The organism is Arthrobacter ruber (assembly GCF_002954225.1).
Taxonomy (GTDB): domain Bacteria; phylum Actinomycetota; class Actinomycetes; order Actinomycetales; family Micrococcaceae; genus Arthrobacter_D; species Arthrobacter_D ruber.
Map to the genome: position 1 here is coordinate 204,185 of NZ_PPTH01000016.1, position 16,587 is coordinate 220,771.

At 70.6% G+C, this 16,587-nt stretch carries 16 protein-coding genes; 7 read left to right on the plus strand and 9 right to left on the minus strand.

Going from position 1 to position 16,587, the window contains the following annotated elements:
* Positions 1 to 74: 74 nt before the first annotated feature.
* Positions 75 to 992 (minus strand): SDR family oxidoreductase, encoded by a 918-nt coding sequence (locus tag CI785_RS09560; protein ID WP_240615116.1) that lies wholly within the window; start codon positions 990 to 992, stop codon positions 75 to 77.
* A gap of 383 nt (positions 993 to 1,375) precedes the next feature.
* A complete protein-coding gene (locus CI785_RS09565; RefSeq protein ID WP_105031853.1) occupies positions 1,376 to 2,179 on the minus strand; it encodes an SGNH/GDSL hydrolase family protein in 804 nt (267 codons plus the stop codon).
* A gap of 102 nt (positions 2,180 to 2,281) precedes the next feature.
* Between CI785_RS09565 and CI785_RS09570 the strand changes: the two genes are divergently transcribed.
* From CI785_RS09570 to CI785_RS09580, 3 genes are all read left to right on the plus strand, one after another.
* Positions 2,282 to 3,154 carry an SDR family oxidoreductase gene (locus CI785_RS09570; protein WP_338064892.1) on the plus strand — a complete coding sequence of 291 codons (873 nt, stop codon included), beginning with the start codon at positions 2,282 to 2,284 and terminating at the stop codon, positions 3,152 to 3,154.
* Entirely contained in the window at positions 3,147 to 3,776 is a 630-nt protein-coding gene (locus CI785_RS09575; RefSeq protein WP_105031855.1) for a flavin reductase family protein, read from the plus strand. Before CI785_RS09570 ends, CI785_RS09575 begins: the two co-directional genes overlap by 8 nt.
* Before the next feature lie 114 nt (positions 3,777 to 3,890).
* Positions 3,891 to 4,970, plus strand: coding sequence for a fatty acid desaturase family protein (locus CI785_RS09580; protein WP_105031856.1), 1,080 nt, complete (start codon positions 3,891 to 3,893; stop codon positions 4,968 to 4,970).
* Positions 4,971 to 5,027: 57 nt separating this feature from the next.
* Here the strand turns inward: CI785_RS09580 and CI785_RS09585 are convergent, their stop codons facing one another.
* The 6 genes from CI785_RS09585 to CI785_RS09610 all read right to left on the minus strand — a co-directional run bounded on the left by CI785_RS09585 (position 5,028) and on the right by CI785_RS09610 (position 10,368).
* Positions 5,028 to 5,816 carry an anti-sigma factor gene (locus CI785_RS09585; protein WP_105031857.1) on the minus strand — a complete coding sequence of 263 codons (789 nt, stop codon included), beginning with the start codon at positions 5,814 to 5,816 and terminating at the stop codon, positions 5,028 to 5,030.
* Positions 5,803 to 6,372: an RNA polymerase sigma factor gene (locus tag CI785_RS09590; protein ID WP_240615117.1), complete on the minus strand. Its 570-nt coding sequence runs from the start codon at positions 6,370 to 6,372 to the stop codon at positions 5,803 to 5,805. The genes CI785_RS09585 and CI785_RS09590 overlap by 14 nt, the downstream gene beginning before the upstream one ends.
* Positions 6,373 to 6,505: 133 nt before the next feature.
* Positions 6,506 to 7,216: a class F sortase gene (locus tag CI785_RS09595; protein WP_240615118.1), complete on the minus strand. Its 711-nt coding sequence runs from the start codon at positions 7,214 to 7,216 to the stop codon at positions 6,506 to 6,508.
* Positions 7,217 to 7,291: 75 nt separating this feature from the next.
* On the minus strand, positions 7,292 to 8,110 hold the full coding sequence (locus CI785_RS09600) for a DUF4397 domain-containing protein (protein ID WP_105031859.1): 819 nt from the start codon (positions 8,108 to 8,110) through the stop codon (positions 7,292 to 7,294).
* 120 nt (positions 8,111 to 8,230) lie between these two features.
* The gene (locus CI785_RS09605) at positions 8,231 to 9,622 is read right to left on the minus strand and encodes an FtsX-like permease family protein (protein WP_108724248.1); all 1,392 of its coding nucleotides are present in this window, start codon (positions 9,620 to 9,622) and stop codon (positions 8,231 to 8,233) included.
* On the minus strand, positions 9,619 to 10,368 hold the full coding sequence (locus CI785_RS09610; RefSeq protein ID WP_205753593.1) for an ABC transporter ATP-binding protein: 750 nt from the start codon (positions 10,366 to 10,368) through the stop codon (positions 9,619 to 9,621). Before CI785_RS09610 ends, CI785_RS09605 begins: the two co-directional genes overlap by 4 nt.
* A gap of 236 nt (positions 10,369 to 10,604) precedes the next feature.
* Here CI785_RS09610 and CI785_RS09615 point away from each other — a divergent pair, with 236 nt between their 5' ends.
* Positions 10,605 to 10,835 carry a zinc-ribbon domain-containing protein gene (locus tag CI785_RS09615; protein ID WP_105031860.1) on the plus strand — a complete coding sequence of 77 codons (231 nt, stop codon included), beginning with the start codon at positions 10,605 to 10,607 and terminating at the stop codon, positions 10,833 to 10,835.
* A gap of 15 nt (positions 10,836 to 10,850) precedes the next feature.
* Here the strand turns inward: CI785_RS09615 and CI785_RS09620 are convergent, their stop codons facing one another.
* A complete protein-coding gene (locus tag CI785_RS09620) occupies positions 10,851 to 11,699 on the minus strand; it encodes an HpcH/HpaI aldolase/citrate lyase family protein (protein ID WP_105031861.1) in 849 nt (282 codons plus the stop codon).
* A 228-nt stretch (positions 11,700 to 11,927) separates the two neighbouring features.
* Between CI785_RS09620 and CI785_RS09625 the strand changes: the two genes are divergently transcribed.
* The 3 genes from CI785_RS09625 (at position 11,928) to CI785_RS09635 (ending at position 16,581) form a co-directional block, all read left to right on the plus strand.
* Positions 11,928 to 13,295, plus strand: a complete 1,368-nt coding sequence (locus CI785_RS09625) for an MFS transporter (protein ID WP_105031862.1) — start codon at positions 11,928 to 11,930, stop codon at positions 13,293 to 13,295.
* Positions 13,296 to 13,635: 340 nt separating this feature from the next.
* A complete protein-coding gene (locus CI785_RS09630; RefSeq protein ID WP_105031863.1) occupies positions 13,636 to 15,282 on the plus strand; it encodes a thiamine pyrophosphate-binding protein in 1,647 nt (548 codons plus the stop codon).
* A 150-nt stretch (positions 15,283 to 15,432) separates the two neighbouring features.
* A complete protein-coding gene (locus CI785_RS09635) occupies positions 15,433 to 16,581 on the plus strand; it encodes an SDR family oxidoreductase (RefSeq protein WP_240615119.1) in 1,149 nt (382 codons plus the stop codon).
* Positions 16,582 to 16,587: the final 6 nt, after the last annotated feature.

Genomic DNA, 16,587 nt, shown 5'->3' on the forward strand with positions numbered 1-16,587 from the left:
CTCGAGCACCCCGGACCACGGCAGCCCCGGACTCGCAGGAGTCCGGGGCTGCCGTGGTCCGACGGGACGGTGGATCAGGGCGAGGGCATACCGCCGTTGACGTTCAGTGTCTCGCCGAGGACGTAGCTCGACTCCGAGGACGCCAGGAAGACGTACGCCGGAGCCAGCTCGGTAGGCTGCCCGGCACGACCCAGCGGGGTGTCCTTGCCGAATTCGGGCAGCGCCTCCGCAGGCTGGCCGCCCGATGGCTGCAGCGGGGTCCAGATGGGACCCGGCGCCACGGCGTTGACGCGGATGCCCTTCGGCGCGAGCTGCTGCGCGAGACCCTTCGTGAAGTTGTTGATCGCGGCCTTGGTGCTCGCGTAGTCCACGAGGGTCGGCGAAGGCTCGTACGCCTGGATGGACGTCGAGTTGATGATCGCCGATCCGGGCTGGAGGTGCTTGAGGGCTTCCTTCGTCACCCGGAAGAACGAATAGATGTTCGTCTTGTAGGTGTGATCGAGCTGCTCGTCGCTCAGGTCCTCGAGCGACTCGACGGCCACCTGCTTGCCGGCATTGTTGACGAGGGTGTCGAGGCCGCCCAGGCCGTCGACGGCCTGCTGCACCAGCGAGGTGCAGTACGCCGGATCCTTCAGGTCGCCCGGGATGCAGACGGCCGTGCGGCCCTCCGCCTCGATGATGCCCTTGACGACCTGGGCGTCCTCCTCCTCCTCGGGAAGATAGGACAGGGCGACGTCGGCGCCTTCGCGGGCGAAGGCGATGGCGACGGCCGCGCCGATACCGGAATCGGCACCCGTGATGAGGGCCTTGCGTCCCACGAGCCGACCCGTGCCGCGGTACGAGGTCTCGCCCCGGTCGGCCTTGATGTCGAGGTCCGCCTCGAGGCCGGGCTCGGCCGTGTGCTCGGCGGCCGGCGTGATGCTCTCGAACCTCGTCACGGGGTTCTGAAAGGTGTACTGGTCGGTCGATCCTGTCATGCTGTCGGAGGTCATAGGTGTTCTCCCTGTACAGAGGGTGTGTCGTACCGGCTGCATGCAGCCCGTACGACACACGGGTGAATTATCGGCAGGGCCGATAAAGCTAAGCCTACTTAGGATCTCCGGTCGGGGGAAGTCCGTTCCGCGCGGCCCCGACTGAAGGAGGGGGTGGCGTAGCATCACGGGGACAGGTAGGGCCACGCGCATCACATGCGATGGCCGAAAGCCCGGCGGCGCTCGATCGCCGCATGAGGACCGGGGAAGAACGGTCAGAAGACGACGGAGAAGAACCCGGCGCCGACGCTGAGGACCATCGCGGCGACGAGGAGCCAGACGATCGGGGTGCGGAGCTTACGCATGTGTTCCATAGTCCGCCCAGTCTATCGGCCGGGCAGGACTCAGACCGTCCCTGCCTGCCGCACACGTGCCAGGCGTTTCAGCCCGTCGGCGGGGCGGACGGGCACGGGCCAGCGGGGCTGCAGGTCGTCGCCGAGCGTGACCTTCCGCAGGCGCCGCCCGAACATCGGCACCACCCACTCCCCCAGCCAGGTGGTCTCCCGGCGGAGGCCCGCCACGAGCCCGGCATAGCCCTCGCGTTCGGGCAGCCGGGGCACCAGCGAATGGTCCACGCCGAGGATCCGCAGCACGTGGGCCGCGAGGTTCCGGTGCCCGGCCGGTGACATGTGCAGCCGGTCGGCGTCCCACAGGCCCGGATCCGAGTACTCCTCGAAGCACCAGTAGTCCACGAGGACGGCGTCGTACACGCCGGCGATGCGCCGCACGTGGTCGTTGTACAGCCAGTTGCGGCGCTTCATCGGCTCGAACACGGGGCTGAGTGGGATGTCGAAGCCGGTGAAGAGAAGCGGACGCGCACCGGAGGCGGCGATCCGCGCCACCACCGCCTCGTACTCGCGCATGAGGGTGCCCATGTCCGCGCGGAGCTCCAGGATGTCGTTGCCGCCCGCGTAGAGGCTGACGAGGGTGGGCTTCAGGGCCAGCGCCCGTTCCACCTGCTCGTCGCGGATGTGGTGGAGCCGCTTGCTGCGGATGGCGAGATTCGCGTACTCCCACGCGGGGTCCTGCCGCCCCAGCTGCTTGGCCACGCGGTCCGCCCACCCGCGCACCCCGTTCGGGTACCGCGCGTTCCAGTCACCCACCCCCTCGGTGAAGGAGTCTCCGATCGCCACGAACCGTCCGGCCATTCGTGGAAGCCTAGCCCGACGGGGCAACCCGGGGGCGACGCCGGGGCCAACACCCGATGAACCCTGTTCTCCCGACGCGATGGAAATAAACCGCGCATCCCCGTGGCTGACACGGGCATGGAGCACCGCATCGCAGTCACAGGGTCCACCGGCATCGTGGGCGGCAGTACCGCCAGGATCCTCGCCGGTGAGGGGTTGCCGCTCATCCTGCCGGTCCGATCCCCGGACCGGGCACAGCACCTGCCGGAGTCGGAGGTGCGGCAGGCCTCCTACGAGGACTCCGCCGCGGCCCTCGATGCCCTCGCCGGCGTCGACGTCCTGTTCATGGTGTCCGCCGCCGAGGCGCAGGACCGCCTCGAGAGCCACCGCACGTTCGTCGACGCGGCTGCCAGGGCGGGCGTCCGGCACATCGTCTACACCTCGTTCCTCGGCGCAGGCCCCGAGGCGGCCTTCCTCCTCGCCCGGGACCACTGGTACACCGAGGAGCACATCCGCCGGTCAGGACTCACCTGGACGTTCCTCCGCGACAACCTGTACCTCGATGTCGTGCCGGCGCTCGCGGAGGACGGCGTCATCCGCGGCCCCGCAGGGGACGGCCGGCTCTCCGCCGTCGCGCAGGCCGACGTCGCGCGGTCGGCGGCCGCCGTCCTGCGCGCACCCGACGAGCACGCCGGGAAGACCTACCACCTCACCGGACCCGAGGCCTTCACCCTCGCCGAGGCCGCAGCAGTAATCAGCGACCTCACTCCCGCGTCCGTGCGGTTCGAGGACCAGACGCACTCGGAGGCCCTGGCATCGCGCGCCCATCATGGCGCGCCGCCCTGGCAGGTGGATGCGTGGGTCAGCACCTACACGGCCATCGCCCGCGGCGAGATGGCCGAGGTGTCGCAGGACGTCGAACGCCTCACCGGCCGCGCGCCGCTCGGCCTCCGCGACCTCCTCACCACGCCGGGCCCGGGTGGCAGGCATGCGTAGGGACGTCGTCCCCGATCCGGCGAACAGCCGAGCGTTCTACCGCTTCCTCACCTCGGTGGTCGTGCCGCGCCCCATCGCGTGGATCTCGTCCACGTCCGCGGACGGCGTGGACAACCTCGCGCCCCATTCGTTCTTCACGATCGCCTCCGTGAACCCGCCGATCATCCAGTTCACCTCGGTGGGCCGCAAGGACTCGGTCCGGAACATCGAGGCCACGGGCGAGTTCGTGGTCGGCTTCACCCCCGAGAGCCTCTTCGAGGCCGTCAACGCCACCGGCACCGCGTTCCCCCCGGAGGTCAGCGAGTTCGACGCCGCCGGCCTGACGCGGGAGCCGAGCACCACGGTGCGGCCGCCCCGTGTCCTCGAATCCCCCGTGGCCCTCGAGTGCCGGCTCCACCTGATCCAGGAGATGGGCGACTGCACGCTGGTCTTCGGCGAGGTGCTGCACGCGGTGGTGTCCGAGGACGTGCTCGACGGCGACCTCCCGGCGATCGGCGCCCTCGAGCCGCTCTCACGGCTCGGCAGGAACGAGTGGGGAAGCGCGGGGACCATCCGCGACATCCCACGGATCCCGCTCGGGGAGTGGCCGGGGCACTATCGCGGACCGCACAGAACGCCCTGATGCAACCATGCACCCCGCGCGGGGACCACTCGATCGGTTGCCGTACAGTGCGAGTATCTGCGGGTTAGCACCCCACCCCTGGCTGGGAAGCCATTCGCTACCCCAGGGACCCCCATGAGCATCGCCGCCCCGCGCACCGTCCGTATCTCCCGGCCCAACGACGTCGTCGCCTCCTACTCGGTGCTGCTGAAGCAGGTCCGCAAGGAAGGCCTGCTGAACCGGCGTCGCCGCTTCTACGTCACGGTCTTCGCGCTCCTCGTGCTCGCCATGGGTGCGGCATGGACGGGATTCGCCCTGCTCGGGGACACCTGGTTCCAGCTCCTCATCGCCGCCGTGCTCGGCGTCGTGCTGACGCAGGTCGCCTTCCTCGCGCACGAGGCCTCGCACCGCCAGATCTTCGAGAGCCGCGGCGCGAACGACTGGTCGGGGCGTATCCTCGCCGCCGGGGTCGTCGGGATCAGCTACGCGTGGTGGATGGACAAGCACACGCGTCACCACAACGACCCGAACACCAAGGGCAAGGACCCGGACATCGAGGTGGACACCATCTCCTTCCTCGAGGAGGACGCCGCGAAGGCCACGGGGATCCGCGCGTGGATCACGCGCCGCCAGGGCTACCTCTTCTTCCCCCTCCTGACCATGGAGGGCATCAACCTGCACGCCCGCTCCATCAGCACACTGTTCGCCCGCCGCACCATCAAGGGCCGCTGGGTGGAACTGGCGCTGCTGGGCACACGCTTCGGTGCGTATCTCGGCATCTTGTTCTGGTTCCTGCCGGTCGGCATGGCGTTCGCGTTCCTCGGCGTGCAGCTCGCCGTCTTCGGCGTGTACATGGGCGCGAGCTTCGCCCCCAACCACAAGGGCATGCCCGTGGTGCCCAGGGACAGCAAGCTCGACTTCTTCCAGAAGCAGGTACTCACCTCACGCAACATCCGCGGCGGATCGTTCGTCAACAACGCCTTCGGCGGACTGAACTTCCAGATCGAGCACCACCTCTTCCCGGACATGCCGCGTCCGCACCTGCGCCGCGCCGCCGTGATCGTCAGGGAACACTGCGAGCGCCTCCGCGTGCCGTACACCGAGGTGGGCGTGGCGGCGTCGTACGGCGCGGTGGTGTCCTATCTCAACCGCGTGGGCCTCGCCGCCCGCGACCCCTTCGACTGCCCGATGGTCAACCGGTTCCGCCGCCAGTGACCCGCAGCGCCGCCGGTCCGCGGACGGCGGCGCTTCAGCCCTCGACGGCGATCGGCGCTATGCGCCGGGGACGTCGAGCTGGCCCCTGACCATGCTCACGCCCGAGTGGGTAGGGTCCCCGTCCGGAGGCTCGTCCGAGACGTCGACCACGGGGAACTGCTCGAGATCGATCCCGGAAGGCACCGCGAAGGTGCCCTCGTCGCCGTCCATCAGGCCCAGGCTGTACATCCGGCCGGCATCCGGTGCGAGCAGCCACACTTCCCGGTAGCCGCTGGGCGAGGGGCCGGTGAGGGCCACATCGAGACTGCGCGCTCCGTCGTCGGATCCCGAGAGCGTCGCCCGGCCCGATCCCGGGTAGTCCGGCAGCGGCGTCAGCTCAGCCCGCGCCAGGACACTTCCGCTGCCCTCGTCCGCGGACTGGAACCCCCACATCGCGCCTCCCCCGGCCGCGATCCCGACGACGGCGGCCGCGGCGAGCCACCACGCCGGGACCCTCCGGCCCGTCGTGGCGCTCCCACCCGTCCGGCCGGGATCAGCCCGGCCCTGATCGGCCCTGTCCCCGTCCGACCGGCGGATCGGCATGACGACGGCGCCCTGAGCGTCGGCATCGCGCACCGCCGTACTCTCGGACAACCCCAGTTCCCCGGCGACCGCGGTCCACACGGAGGGATCGGGCGCCTCGATGCGGCCCTGGTATCCGCCGGAGCGTGCGAGCATGACGACCCCCTGCAGCTCCGAGACCTCCTCGCCGCAGGCACCGCACTCGAGGAGGTGCTCGGTGGACCACCGGTCCAGCGGCTCGTCCAGCGCGGCGATCCCGAGGATGTCCGGATCAAGGTGTCGCATTCCATTCCCCCAATCGACTGCGCAGGTGTGCAAGGCTCCTTCGGATGTGACTCTTGACGGTACCCAGCGGCAGCTCGAGCCGCTGCGCGATCTGCTGGTGTGTCAGGTCCTCGTAGAAGGCGAGCCGGAGGATGGACCGCTGCGGTTCGCCCAGCAGGTCGAGCTCGGAGTCCAGGACCACCCGGTCCGTCACGGCGTCCACCTCCCGGGCGTGGCCCCGAGGGCCCTCCGGTTCCACGACCGCTCCGGATCGTGCCACCACCTGATTCTGCCTGCTCCGTGCCGCGAGGTTGTCCAGGATGACGTTCCTGCTGATGCCGAGGATCCAGGCCGGGACGGTGCCGAACCGGGGGTCGAAGCTGTCCCGGAAGCGCCACGCCCGCACGAACACGTCCTGGGTGATGTCGGCGGCCACGGCCCTGTCGTCCATGGATCGCAGGGCCACGGTGAACACCAGGGGGGAAAGACGCCTGTACGCGACGGCCAGTGCGGCCTCGTCACCGGCGGAGAACTCCGCGTCGAGCTGGCTCGTCCACTCGGTGCTCGGAGGTGTCACGCCCCACTCCTTCAGCGCGGTGCCGTGCCCGGTACCGCGCTGGAACTCCCGGCGGCCCTCCACCGGGACCTCCCGACGTCGAAGCGTCCGGATCTCGGGTGAGCGGAGCAGGCGGACCACGGGCAACGTGCACTCAGAGCGGTGAGGCTGTGAGGACAACATTATCCTCGTAGTCCCCCTTGTCCAGCAGCCATTCGCCGCCGCAGGTGATGATCTTGAGTTGATGGGGGCCGTCGCGCCGGAAGACCTCCGACCCGTCCAGGGTGGCCTTGGGCACGTTCTGCACGCCGTCCACGCGGTACCGCACCGACGATCCGTCCGCCAGGCCCACCGTCACGATGCTGCCCGGGTCGGTGTCCTTGAGCCGGGCGAAGGGCATCACCTCCGTCTGGCTGTCCACGTGGGCGGCGATCACGGCGTGGCCGGCGTCCTCGCCGGGCGCCGGCCCGTACCGGTACCACCCTGCCTCCCAGAAACTGTCCGGGATCTCCATGGCGTCGTTCTCCGCGATCCCCACGTCGACCACGCGCACGGTGATGCCGGGGTCCTCGATCTCCAGGGACACGGGTGCGGGAGGCGGGGGCTTGGACGCGTCGTTCGCAGGCCTCACGGGGACGCCGCCTGCTCCGATCCCGGCCGCAGCCGGAGGCGGCGCATCGGACGCCGCGGCTTCCAGTTCCGGGAGTTCCGGTATCCCCTCCGGCGCCGGGGTGGGCGCCGGGGTGGGCGCGAGGATGGGCGCTGCAGGCGGTGCAGGCAGGGCGGTGGTCGTCGAGCAGCCGCTGAGGACTGCGGCGGTGATCGACAGCGCCGCCAGGCCGGCTGCTACGCGGGGAGTGTGCACAGGATCATCCTCGTCGAAGGGAGGTCGGGGCGGGGTGCGCGGACCCCGGGCACTGTCCGCGCACCCCGCCGGCTTTCACACCCGGGCCGTGCGCCTGCGGGAGACCGCCACAGCGACTCCCAGCAGGGCGAGGACGGCGGCACCGAGCCCGAGCGCCGCTCCGTTGCCGTCATCCGTCGCCAGTCCCGACCGTCCGCCGGGAACAGAGCCGGGCGCCGAGTGGAGACCGTCGATCACCTGGGTGGCCAGTGCGAGGTTGCCCGCCTCGAGGCTGCCCCACGCGTAGACGATCGTCGAGGTCCCTTCGCCGAGGGTCAGGTCCGCCGGGCCGATGACGGGCTCGGTGGTGCCCGCCGCGGCGACCGCCGCTGACACGGTACCCGCGTCCGTCACCAGAGACGCCTCGCCCGGGTTGCTGAGGTTCGGCACGATCGCCGTACCGCCCGCGAGGACGTCCACCGCCGGTGCCGCGGCCACGTGCCGCACGGTGAGCCGCGACTTGCCTGCCTCCACCGGGGAGACGTCGTTGGTGTAGAAGTTGGCCGTCGGGGCCCCCGTGGCGTCGAGGTTGGCCGTGGCGGTGTAGTTCCCCCCGGCCGCGAGGGTGACGTCCACGGGGCCGATGACCGGCGCGCTGGCGTCGGCCGCATCGGCGGCCGTCACGGCGAGCTGGTAGCTGCCGGCGGGCAGGGAGAGCGGGCCGGCGAGCTGCCCCGGCGCGAAATCGTCCAGAGTGAGCGCTCCGTTGACGTAGACGTCCACCGTGAGGTCGGGGACTCCGTGCAGCACGGACAGCGATGCTGTGGATCCCGATCCGGCGGCTGTTGCCGGGGCGGCCGCGGCGGCGGCTCCTACGACCAGCACGGTTCCGACGGCGTACAAGCTTCTTCGCATGACAACTCCTTCGTGTCGTCCCTTCGGGGACGCTTTTCGCTGACATCCGGTACTACCGACGGCGGGGTCCCGCTGGATGCAGGAATTCGGAAAATTCCCGGATGATGTCAGAGAAGACCGTTACAACGCCGAGGCAGGGGTGCGGAGGATGTGCGCCAGCACCGGGCGCGTGGCCCGCAGCCCCAGCACCACGAGCCCTACTCCTCCCGCCAGGCAGCCGAGGATCACGGCCACGGACAGCGGCGCGAAGATCAGGGCGAGTCCTGCCAGCGGAAGGACCACGACGACGGCGGCCAGTGCGCTGCCCACGGACACCACCAGGAGCGGAACCATCACGGCCCGGCTCCGTGCCGCGTTCACCGTGCCGACGGGCATCCCGAGCCGGTCCAGGCTGACGTAGAGGTCGCGCCGGTCGAGCAGCAGTGACGACTGGGTGACGCCCACCGAACAGGCCACCATCAGGAAGGACGCGACGATGGTGATGAGGACGCCGGTCCGGACGTCGTCACCCAGGAAACGCTCGCTGCCCTCGAGGGGACCCGCCGCGCTCATGAGCGCGGCTCCCGTCCCACCGAACACTGCCACGAAGCTCGTCATGGCCACGCCACTGACCTGCCGCCACGCATCCTTCGGCGAATCGAGGACCTGGCGGGCCGCGAGGAGGCGCTCCGGCGTCCCTGCCGAGCGCACCTGACGCCGGGCGACGACACCGATGAGCCAGGGACCGGCCAGGTTGAGCACGCCGAGCGCTCCCGCGAACCCGACCCCGAGGACCACCACCACGACGGCGAAGTCCCCGGCAGAACCTAGGGTGCCCATGACCATCGCCACCCCGGAGACGACGGCCACCGCGACGACGGCGCGCAGCCAGTGCAGCTTCGGCGCCTCCTGCCGCGTCCTCACGCCCAGCGGCGAGATGACGATCTTCCGGAGGCCGAGCGCCGCGCTCACGGCGGCCAGGACCACGACACCGGTGGCCACCAGCGCCACGGTCGCCGGACCCATCCATACCGAGCCACCCAGCGGTTCGCCGCGGAACGGGATCAGCTGAACGAGGGGCATGAGCAGCAGGTGACCGAGGATCCCCACGAGTGCGCCGACGGCGGCGAGCATCATGGATTCCGCGACGGTCATCACGGCGACCGTCGAGGCCGGGGCGCCGAGGAGGCGGAGCGTCGCGAGCCTCTCGTCCCGGCGTCGCGCCGACAGCCGGGCAGCGGACCCGCCGAGGGTGATGAGGGGCACCACCAGGAGCGCCGTCGCGATTGCGGCGAGCGCCAGGTAGAGCTGTCCCGTCTCGTCCTGCCAGCGGAGGAAGGAGAGACCGCCGGCGACGACCGTGAGCAGCAGGGCCGTCACGAGGGCGAAGGCCGTGATCGGGAGCGCCACCGCCGAGAGGCCGGTCGCGGTGGGACGCGCGAGCATCCAGGCGAGCCGCAGCGGTACACGCAGCGACACGCGCGACGGCGTCGCGACCGCCGACGGCGCGGGGATCACCGGAGCGGCGCTCATGCTGCTGCCCCGGCGTGGAGCGAGTCGCTCACGATCCGGCCGTCACGCAGCCTCACGGTGCGCGCGCACCGGCGGGCGACGTCGTCGTCGTGCGTGACGACGACGAGCGTCTTGCCCGTGCCGGTGGTGGACCGGAGCAGGAGATCCATGACCTCGGCGGAAGTGCCCGAGTCGAGGGCGCCGGTGGGTTCGTCGGCGAAGATCACCGCTGCACCGGTCACCTGCGCGCGGGCGATGGCCACGCGCTGCGCCTGTCCGCCGGACAGTTGGCCGGTGCGGCGGTCCTCCATGCCGCCGAGCCCGAGGGCGGCGAGCCACTGGGCGGCGGAGTGCTCTGCGCCGGCGCGGTCGACGCCGAGCAGCATGAGCGCCACCGCGACGTTCTCGAGGGCCGTGAGTTCCGGGATGAGCAGGCCCTGCTGGAAGACGAAGCCGAAGGTCGAGCGGCGCAACGCGGAGCGTTCGCCGTCGGAGAGACGCGCGATATCGGTGGTGCCACGGCCGGTGTGCAGGACGACCTGACCGGCGTCGGGCGTGATGATGCCCGCGAGGCAGTGCAGGAGCGTGGTCTTGCCCCCGCCCGAGGGCCCCATGACGGCGACGGACTCGCCGGCGCGGAGGTCGAGGCTCAGATCGGCGAGGGCGTGGGTGGCGTCGTAGGTCTTCGTCAGACCGCGCGCGCTGAGGACCACGGGCACGGTGGCATGGTCGCGTGGCAGCAGGGGATCGGGCGGGGTGGTTGTCATGCCTCCATGCTTCCGGCGACGGCCCGGCCGGTGCGTCGGGCCGCGGACTGACATGCGCGGGCCCGTCTCATCCCGTGGGAGGAGCAGGGCGCCGTCCGTGGCCGCAGCCTGCGGCACGATGCCGGACTCCCGCCACGGGACAGGTCCTGGTACGGCACCCCCGGCGGCGGAACGCAAGCCCTGCGGGATGGCACCGCCGCAGCCCCGGCCCGCTCCGGACTGGCTACGGTGGGAGGATGTTCTTCCTCTTCGGCCTCACCACGCGTGAGCACCTGCAGTTCACCCGCTCAGCCAACTGCCGCTACTGCGGCCAGCACGCCCCGCAACAGGTGATCCAGCGGAGGACCAAGCTGTCGGTCTTCTTCATCCCGCTCATCACCCTGAAGAAGACCCGCCTGCAGGTCTGCACCAACTGCGGCGGCACCTCGAGCATCAGCGGCTCCGAGCAGCGGGCCCTCGCGTACTAGTCGTCCCGCCGGGGACTACGCGTTCCAGAGCCCGTAGGAATCGGCGAGCGAGGAGATCTTCTGGGCGCGCGCCAGGCGCGGCAGATACGAGCCGTCACCCACCACGGCCCCGGCGGCGTGCTCACGCAGGAGCTCGGCGGCCCAGTTGATCTCGGACTCGCTCGGCGACAGGCCCCGGTTGATGGTGTCGGTGGCGTCGGTCAGCAGGCACAGCTTGCCGGTCATGCCCATGGACGCCGTGACCTTGCAGGCCTCCAGCAGCTCGTCCCCCAGGGCGCCGACGGTGGGGCCGTCGATCGGCCCGGGGAGCTGTCCCACGCGCGACGCCACGACGAGCTTCGAGCGCGCGTAAGCCAGCGCCATCGGGTCGTCGGAAGCTCCGGTGTCGCGTCGGAAGTCGCCGACGCCGAAGGCGAGCCGGAACGTGCCCGGTGCGCTGGCGATCGCCGTCGCGTTCTCGATGCCCAGTGCCGATTCGATCAGTGCGAGCACCGGCGTGCCCGCCTGCAGGCGCATGGCGGTGTGCGTCACCTGCTCGGGCTTCTCCGTCATGGCGAGCATGACGCCGCGCAGTCCGGGCGCCTTGGACAGGGCGGCGAGGTCGTCGGCCCAGTACTCGGTCTCGATGCCGTTGACCCGCACCCATGCCGTCATGCCGGTGGACAGGGCCTCGACCACGCGCTCGCGCGCCTCGGCCTTGCCCGCCGCGGGGACGGCGTCCTCCATGTCGAACACCACGGAATCGGCCTCGGAGGTGAGGGCGGGGATGAACGTGTCCTCGGTAGCAGCGGAGGCCAGCAACCAGGATCGTGAGAGCTTCGCGGGAAGTGCTGCGGCGCGGCTGTTTCTGAGGAAGGTGGCCATGCCCAAACACTACTGAGGATCGCCGCGGGTTATCCAACGGACATCCGAGCCGACGCGTGAACACTACGACCAAAAGCCCCTGATGGACGCGCCGGAACCCTTGACCGTCCACGTACGCGCGGCCTAGCATTCGTATACGATTTTGTGCTCGGCGGTGGGGACTGCGGCGTCCCCGCCCGTGGCCGTGCACGTCACGAACCTCGCACTGCAAAAACAAGGGAGTTTTTCATGGCACTAGCCTCAGAGCGTCCGGACGCCCGGTCCCGGAACGGCATGAGCGCCGCGGACCGCAAGGTCCTCGCGGGAACGATGGTCGGCACCACGATCGAGTGGTACGACTTCTTCATCTTCGCCCAGGCCGCGGGCATCGTCTTCGCCACGCTGTACTTCGGGCCGCTCGAGGGCGAGAGTCCGGGCCTCGCCCAGCTCGTCGCGTGGGCCACGATCGGCATCAGCTTCTTCTTCCGGCCCCTCGGCGCGGTCATCGCCGGGCGGCTCGGCGACAAGATCGGCCGGAAGGCCATGCTCGTCTTCACGCTCGTGATGATGGGCTCCGCCACCGCGCTGATCGGCCTGCTGCCCACCTACGCGCAGATCGGCGTCTGGGCACCCATCCTGCTCATGCTCCTGCGCATCCTCCAGGGCTTCTCCGCCGGTGGCGAGTGGGGCGGCGCCGCACTCATGGCCGTCGAGCACGCCCCGGTGAACAAGCGTGGCTTCTGGGGCGCCTACCCGCAGATCGGCGTCCCGGTCGGCATGATCCTGGCCACCCTCGTGCTGTTCCTGCTGCGCAGTTCCATGTCCCCGGAGGACTTCCTGGCCTGGGGCTGGCGCATCCCGTTCCTGCTCTCCGTGGTGCTGATCGTCGTCGGCTACTTCATCCGCGCCGCCGTGGCCGAGAGCCCCGTGTTCAAGCGCATGATCGAGCGCAAGCGCGACACCGCCACTCCCCTGCGCAACCTCCTGAAGACGAACAAGAAGCAGGTCGTCCTCGCCGCGCTCATCTTCATCGGCAACAACGCCGCCGGCTACCTGGTCATCGCGTTCCTCTCCTCCTACGCCCAGCGGACCCTCGGCATGCCGGCCGCCCCCGTGCTCCTCGCGACACTCCTGGCGTCCTTCGGCTGGCTCATCTTCACGCTCTACGGCGGCATCCTGTCCGACCGCATCGGCCGCGTGCGGACCTTCCAGATCGGCTACGCACTCATCTTCGTCTGGATGATCCCGATGTTCATGCTCATCGACACCCGCAGCATCTGGGCCTACGGGATCGCCATCTTCGTCCTCACCATCGGACTCGGGCTGTCCTACGGCCCCATGTCCGCGATGTATGCCGAGATGTTCCCAGCCAACGTCCGCTACTCAGGCATCGGCATCGGCTACGCCCTCGGCGCGATCCTCGGTGGCGCGTTCGCCCCGCTGATCGCCGAGGCCCTCCTGAGGGGCACCGGATGGTCCGGTTCGATCGGCCTCTACATCATGGGCCTGTGCGTCATCTCCTTCATCGGCGTCACCCTGGCCAAGGAGACCAAGGGGGCGCCCCTGGAGGCGGAGAAGGACGCCGTGGGCGTCGACGCCGGGCGTTCCTCCCAGTAACGCGCTCCCGCCTGACCGTTCGAATCATCGAGGATGCCCACCGGCTGCACCACGCCGGTGGGCATCGTCGTCTCCCCCTGACCGGGTCGGCCTGCTGGGCGACGACGGCCCGGCCACCGGTCCCGGACACCTGGCAACGACGCCGTGGTGCGGCCTCGGGCCGCCGCGCCGATACCGCGCCCGCTATAGTGACTGACGTCGGGCGCCGTGGCGCCGTGCCTGAAAAAGAGGCAATAAGGGCGTCGCCCGAGGCACATACGGAACCCACCCATCAAGTCCTCCGGGTCGACCGTGTGCCGCTCGTTGTAGCCCCGGGGACTTCGCGCTGAAGGAATTCCCGATGCCCACCGTCTCCTCCCGGATCGTCTCCGCCCTCCTGCCCGCCACCACCAAGGTCTTCGGGGTCATGGGCAACGGCAACGCGCACTTCCTCGACGCCGTCATGGCGGCACCGTCCTTGCACTTCACCGCCGTGCGGCACGAAGCCGGTGCGGTCGCCGCCGCCGACGCCTACCACCGGGCCAGCGGCCGCCTCGCCGTAGCCACCACCACGTACGGCGCCGGATTCACGAACGCCCTGACGCCGCTGGCCGAAGCCGTGCAGGCGGGCATCCCGCTGGTGCTCGTGGTCGGCGATGCCCCCACCACCGGGGTGCGCGCGTGGGACGTGGATCAGGCCCTCGTCGCGAAGGGGCTCGGCGCCACGACCTTCACCGTGTCCGCCGCGCGCCCCCAGGCGACGACGACGGCGGCGATCGAGCACGCACTCCACCATCGGGAGGCCGTGGTGCTCGCGATCCCCTACAATCTCGCCGCCGCCGAGGCCGCGGACGAGGTATTCGCCGCTCCACCCGCCGCAGCACCCCTCGAGGAACCGGCCGCCGGGGACATCGCGCGCGCCGCCGCGCTGCTCTCCGCCGCCGAGAGGCCCCTGATCCTGGCGGGTCGCGGCGCCTGGGTCAGTGGTGCCGGTGAGGCAGCAGCCCGCCTCGCCGACCGCCTCGGCGCCCTCACCGCCACCTCCGGCCTCGGTGCGGGGCTCTTCGGGGACGATCCTGCAGCCCTCGGGATCGCCGGCGGCTGGGCCTCCGAGCGCACGGCGGAGCTCATCGAGCAGGCCGACGTCGTCCTGGTGCTCGGGGCGCGGCTCAACCAGTTCACGATGCGCTTCGGCCACTCCTTCGATCCGGACGCCCGGGTCATCCAGGCCGACATCGCCGCCGGCCCCACCTCGCCTGCCGTCACCGACTTCCTCCGCGCCGACGCGCGCCTCGCCGCCGAGGCGCTCCTCGCCGCCGTCGGGCCCCGCGAGGGAGCCCGCCGGTGGAGCACCACCGCAGCCGATGCCGCCTTCAAGGCCCACGATGCGCGGGAGGACGGTGACGCCGCCGCACCGGACGGCCGCCTGGACCCGCGGAGCCTGTGTAGGGCGCTGGACCGGATGCTGCCCGCGGACCGGACGGTGGTGCAGGACGGCGGCCACTTCATCGGCTGGGCGCCCGGCTACCTCCGCGTCCCGGCGCCGAACCGCCTGATCATGGTGGGCACCGCGTACCAGACCATCGGGCTCGGCTTCCCCAGCGCCGTGGGCGCAGCCCGAGCGCTGCCGGGATCCACCGTCGTCCTGTGCACTGGCGATGGCGGGGCGCTCATGGCCCTGGCCGACCTCGACACGTTCATCCGGGCCGCACGGCGTGCCGTCATCGTGGTCTTCAACGACGCCGCCTACGGTGCCGAGATCCACCAGTACGCGGTCCGCGGCATCCACTCCGGCCCCATGATGATCGACGAGGTGGACTTCGCCGCCGTCGCCGCCGCCTTCGGTGCCCGCTCCGCCACGATCGCTGCGCTCGAGGACCTCGCCGCCGTGGAGGGCTGGCTGGCGTCCGACGACGACGGCGTCCTGCTGCTCGACTGCAAGATCTCGCAGCAGGTCGTGGCCCCCTATATGCAGGAGATCGTGGCGGTGGCGACCGGCAAGCGCTGAGGCCGGCAGCGGTCCCCGTCAAGGAATCGTGCCTGCTCGAGGGAGCCGTCCGGCGGACCGCGGCGGCATCGCCCGAAAGTTATAGTGGCTGGACCGGGAGACGACAGCGGCTGCCCAGGCGCTGATGAACCGCTATCGCAGGAGCCCATCGTGACCCACCAGAACACGCAGAGCACCGACGCGCCATCCGCCGCGGTGTCGTCGGAGTCCGTCGCCTCCGCAGCTGGTGCCGGGGCGGCCGTCGACGCGTCGACCACGGTGCTGGTCGCCGGCGCCGGCGGGGTCATCGGGCGGCACGTCGCGGACGAGTACGCCCGTCGCGGCGCGACGGTGCGGGGGCTGAGCCGCCGTCCCGTCAGCGGCGCCCGGTGGGAGCACCTGCCCGTGGACCTGCTCGCTCGGGACGCGGCCCGCACCGGCCTCGAGGCGGCCCGGGACACCACCCACCTGGTGTTCGCGGCATACATCGAACGGGCCACGACCGCCGAGCAGATCGAGATCAACTCCGCCCTGCTGACCAACGCCCTGGACGGGCTCGAGGCGGCGGATGCTCCGCTGCGCCACGTCACCCTCTACCAGGGCGGGAAGGCGTACGGGGGGCACCTGGGCTACTTCAACACCCCGGCGAAGGAGCGCGACGCGCGGCTGATCCAGCCGAACTTCTACTACGACCAGGAGGACATCCTCCGTGCCGTCGCCGCGGAACGCGGCTTCCGGGCCACCATGCTGCGTCCCGAGGGTGTCGTCGGCTACGCCGTCGGCAATCCCATGAACATCCTGATGGTCATCGCGGTCTATGCGAGCATCTGCCGGGAACTCGGTCAGCCGCTGCGCTTCCCGGGCACGCACGCCGCCTATGACGCCCTGTACCAGGTGACCGATGCGTCACTGCTGGCACGCGCCACCGTCTGGGCCGGCTCTGAGCCGCGGGCCGCCGGGGAGGTCTACAACATCACCAACGGGGACCAGATCCGCTGGCGTCACCTGTGGCCGGTCTTCGCCCGCCACTTCGGGATGGACTACGCCGAGCCGCAGCCGGTCCCGCTGGCCGAGGCGATGCCGCACCACGAGGATCTCTGGCAGGGCATGGTGACGAAGTACGATCTCGTGCCCACCCCCTTCGAGGACCTGGCCGGCTGGGCCTTCGGTGATTTCCTCTTCCGCTCGGGCTTCGACAACGTCACGTCCACCATCAAGGCCCGGCAGCACGGCTTCAGCGACTGCCTCGACACCGAGGACCGCTTCCTCGAGCTGTTCGACCAGCTCGCGGCCGGGAGGATCATCCCGCCGCTGGACTGAACGGCG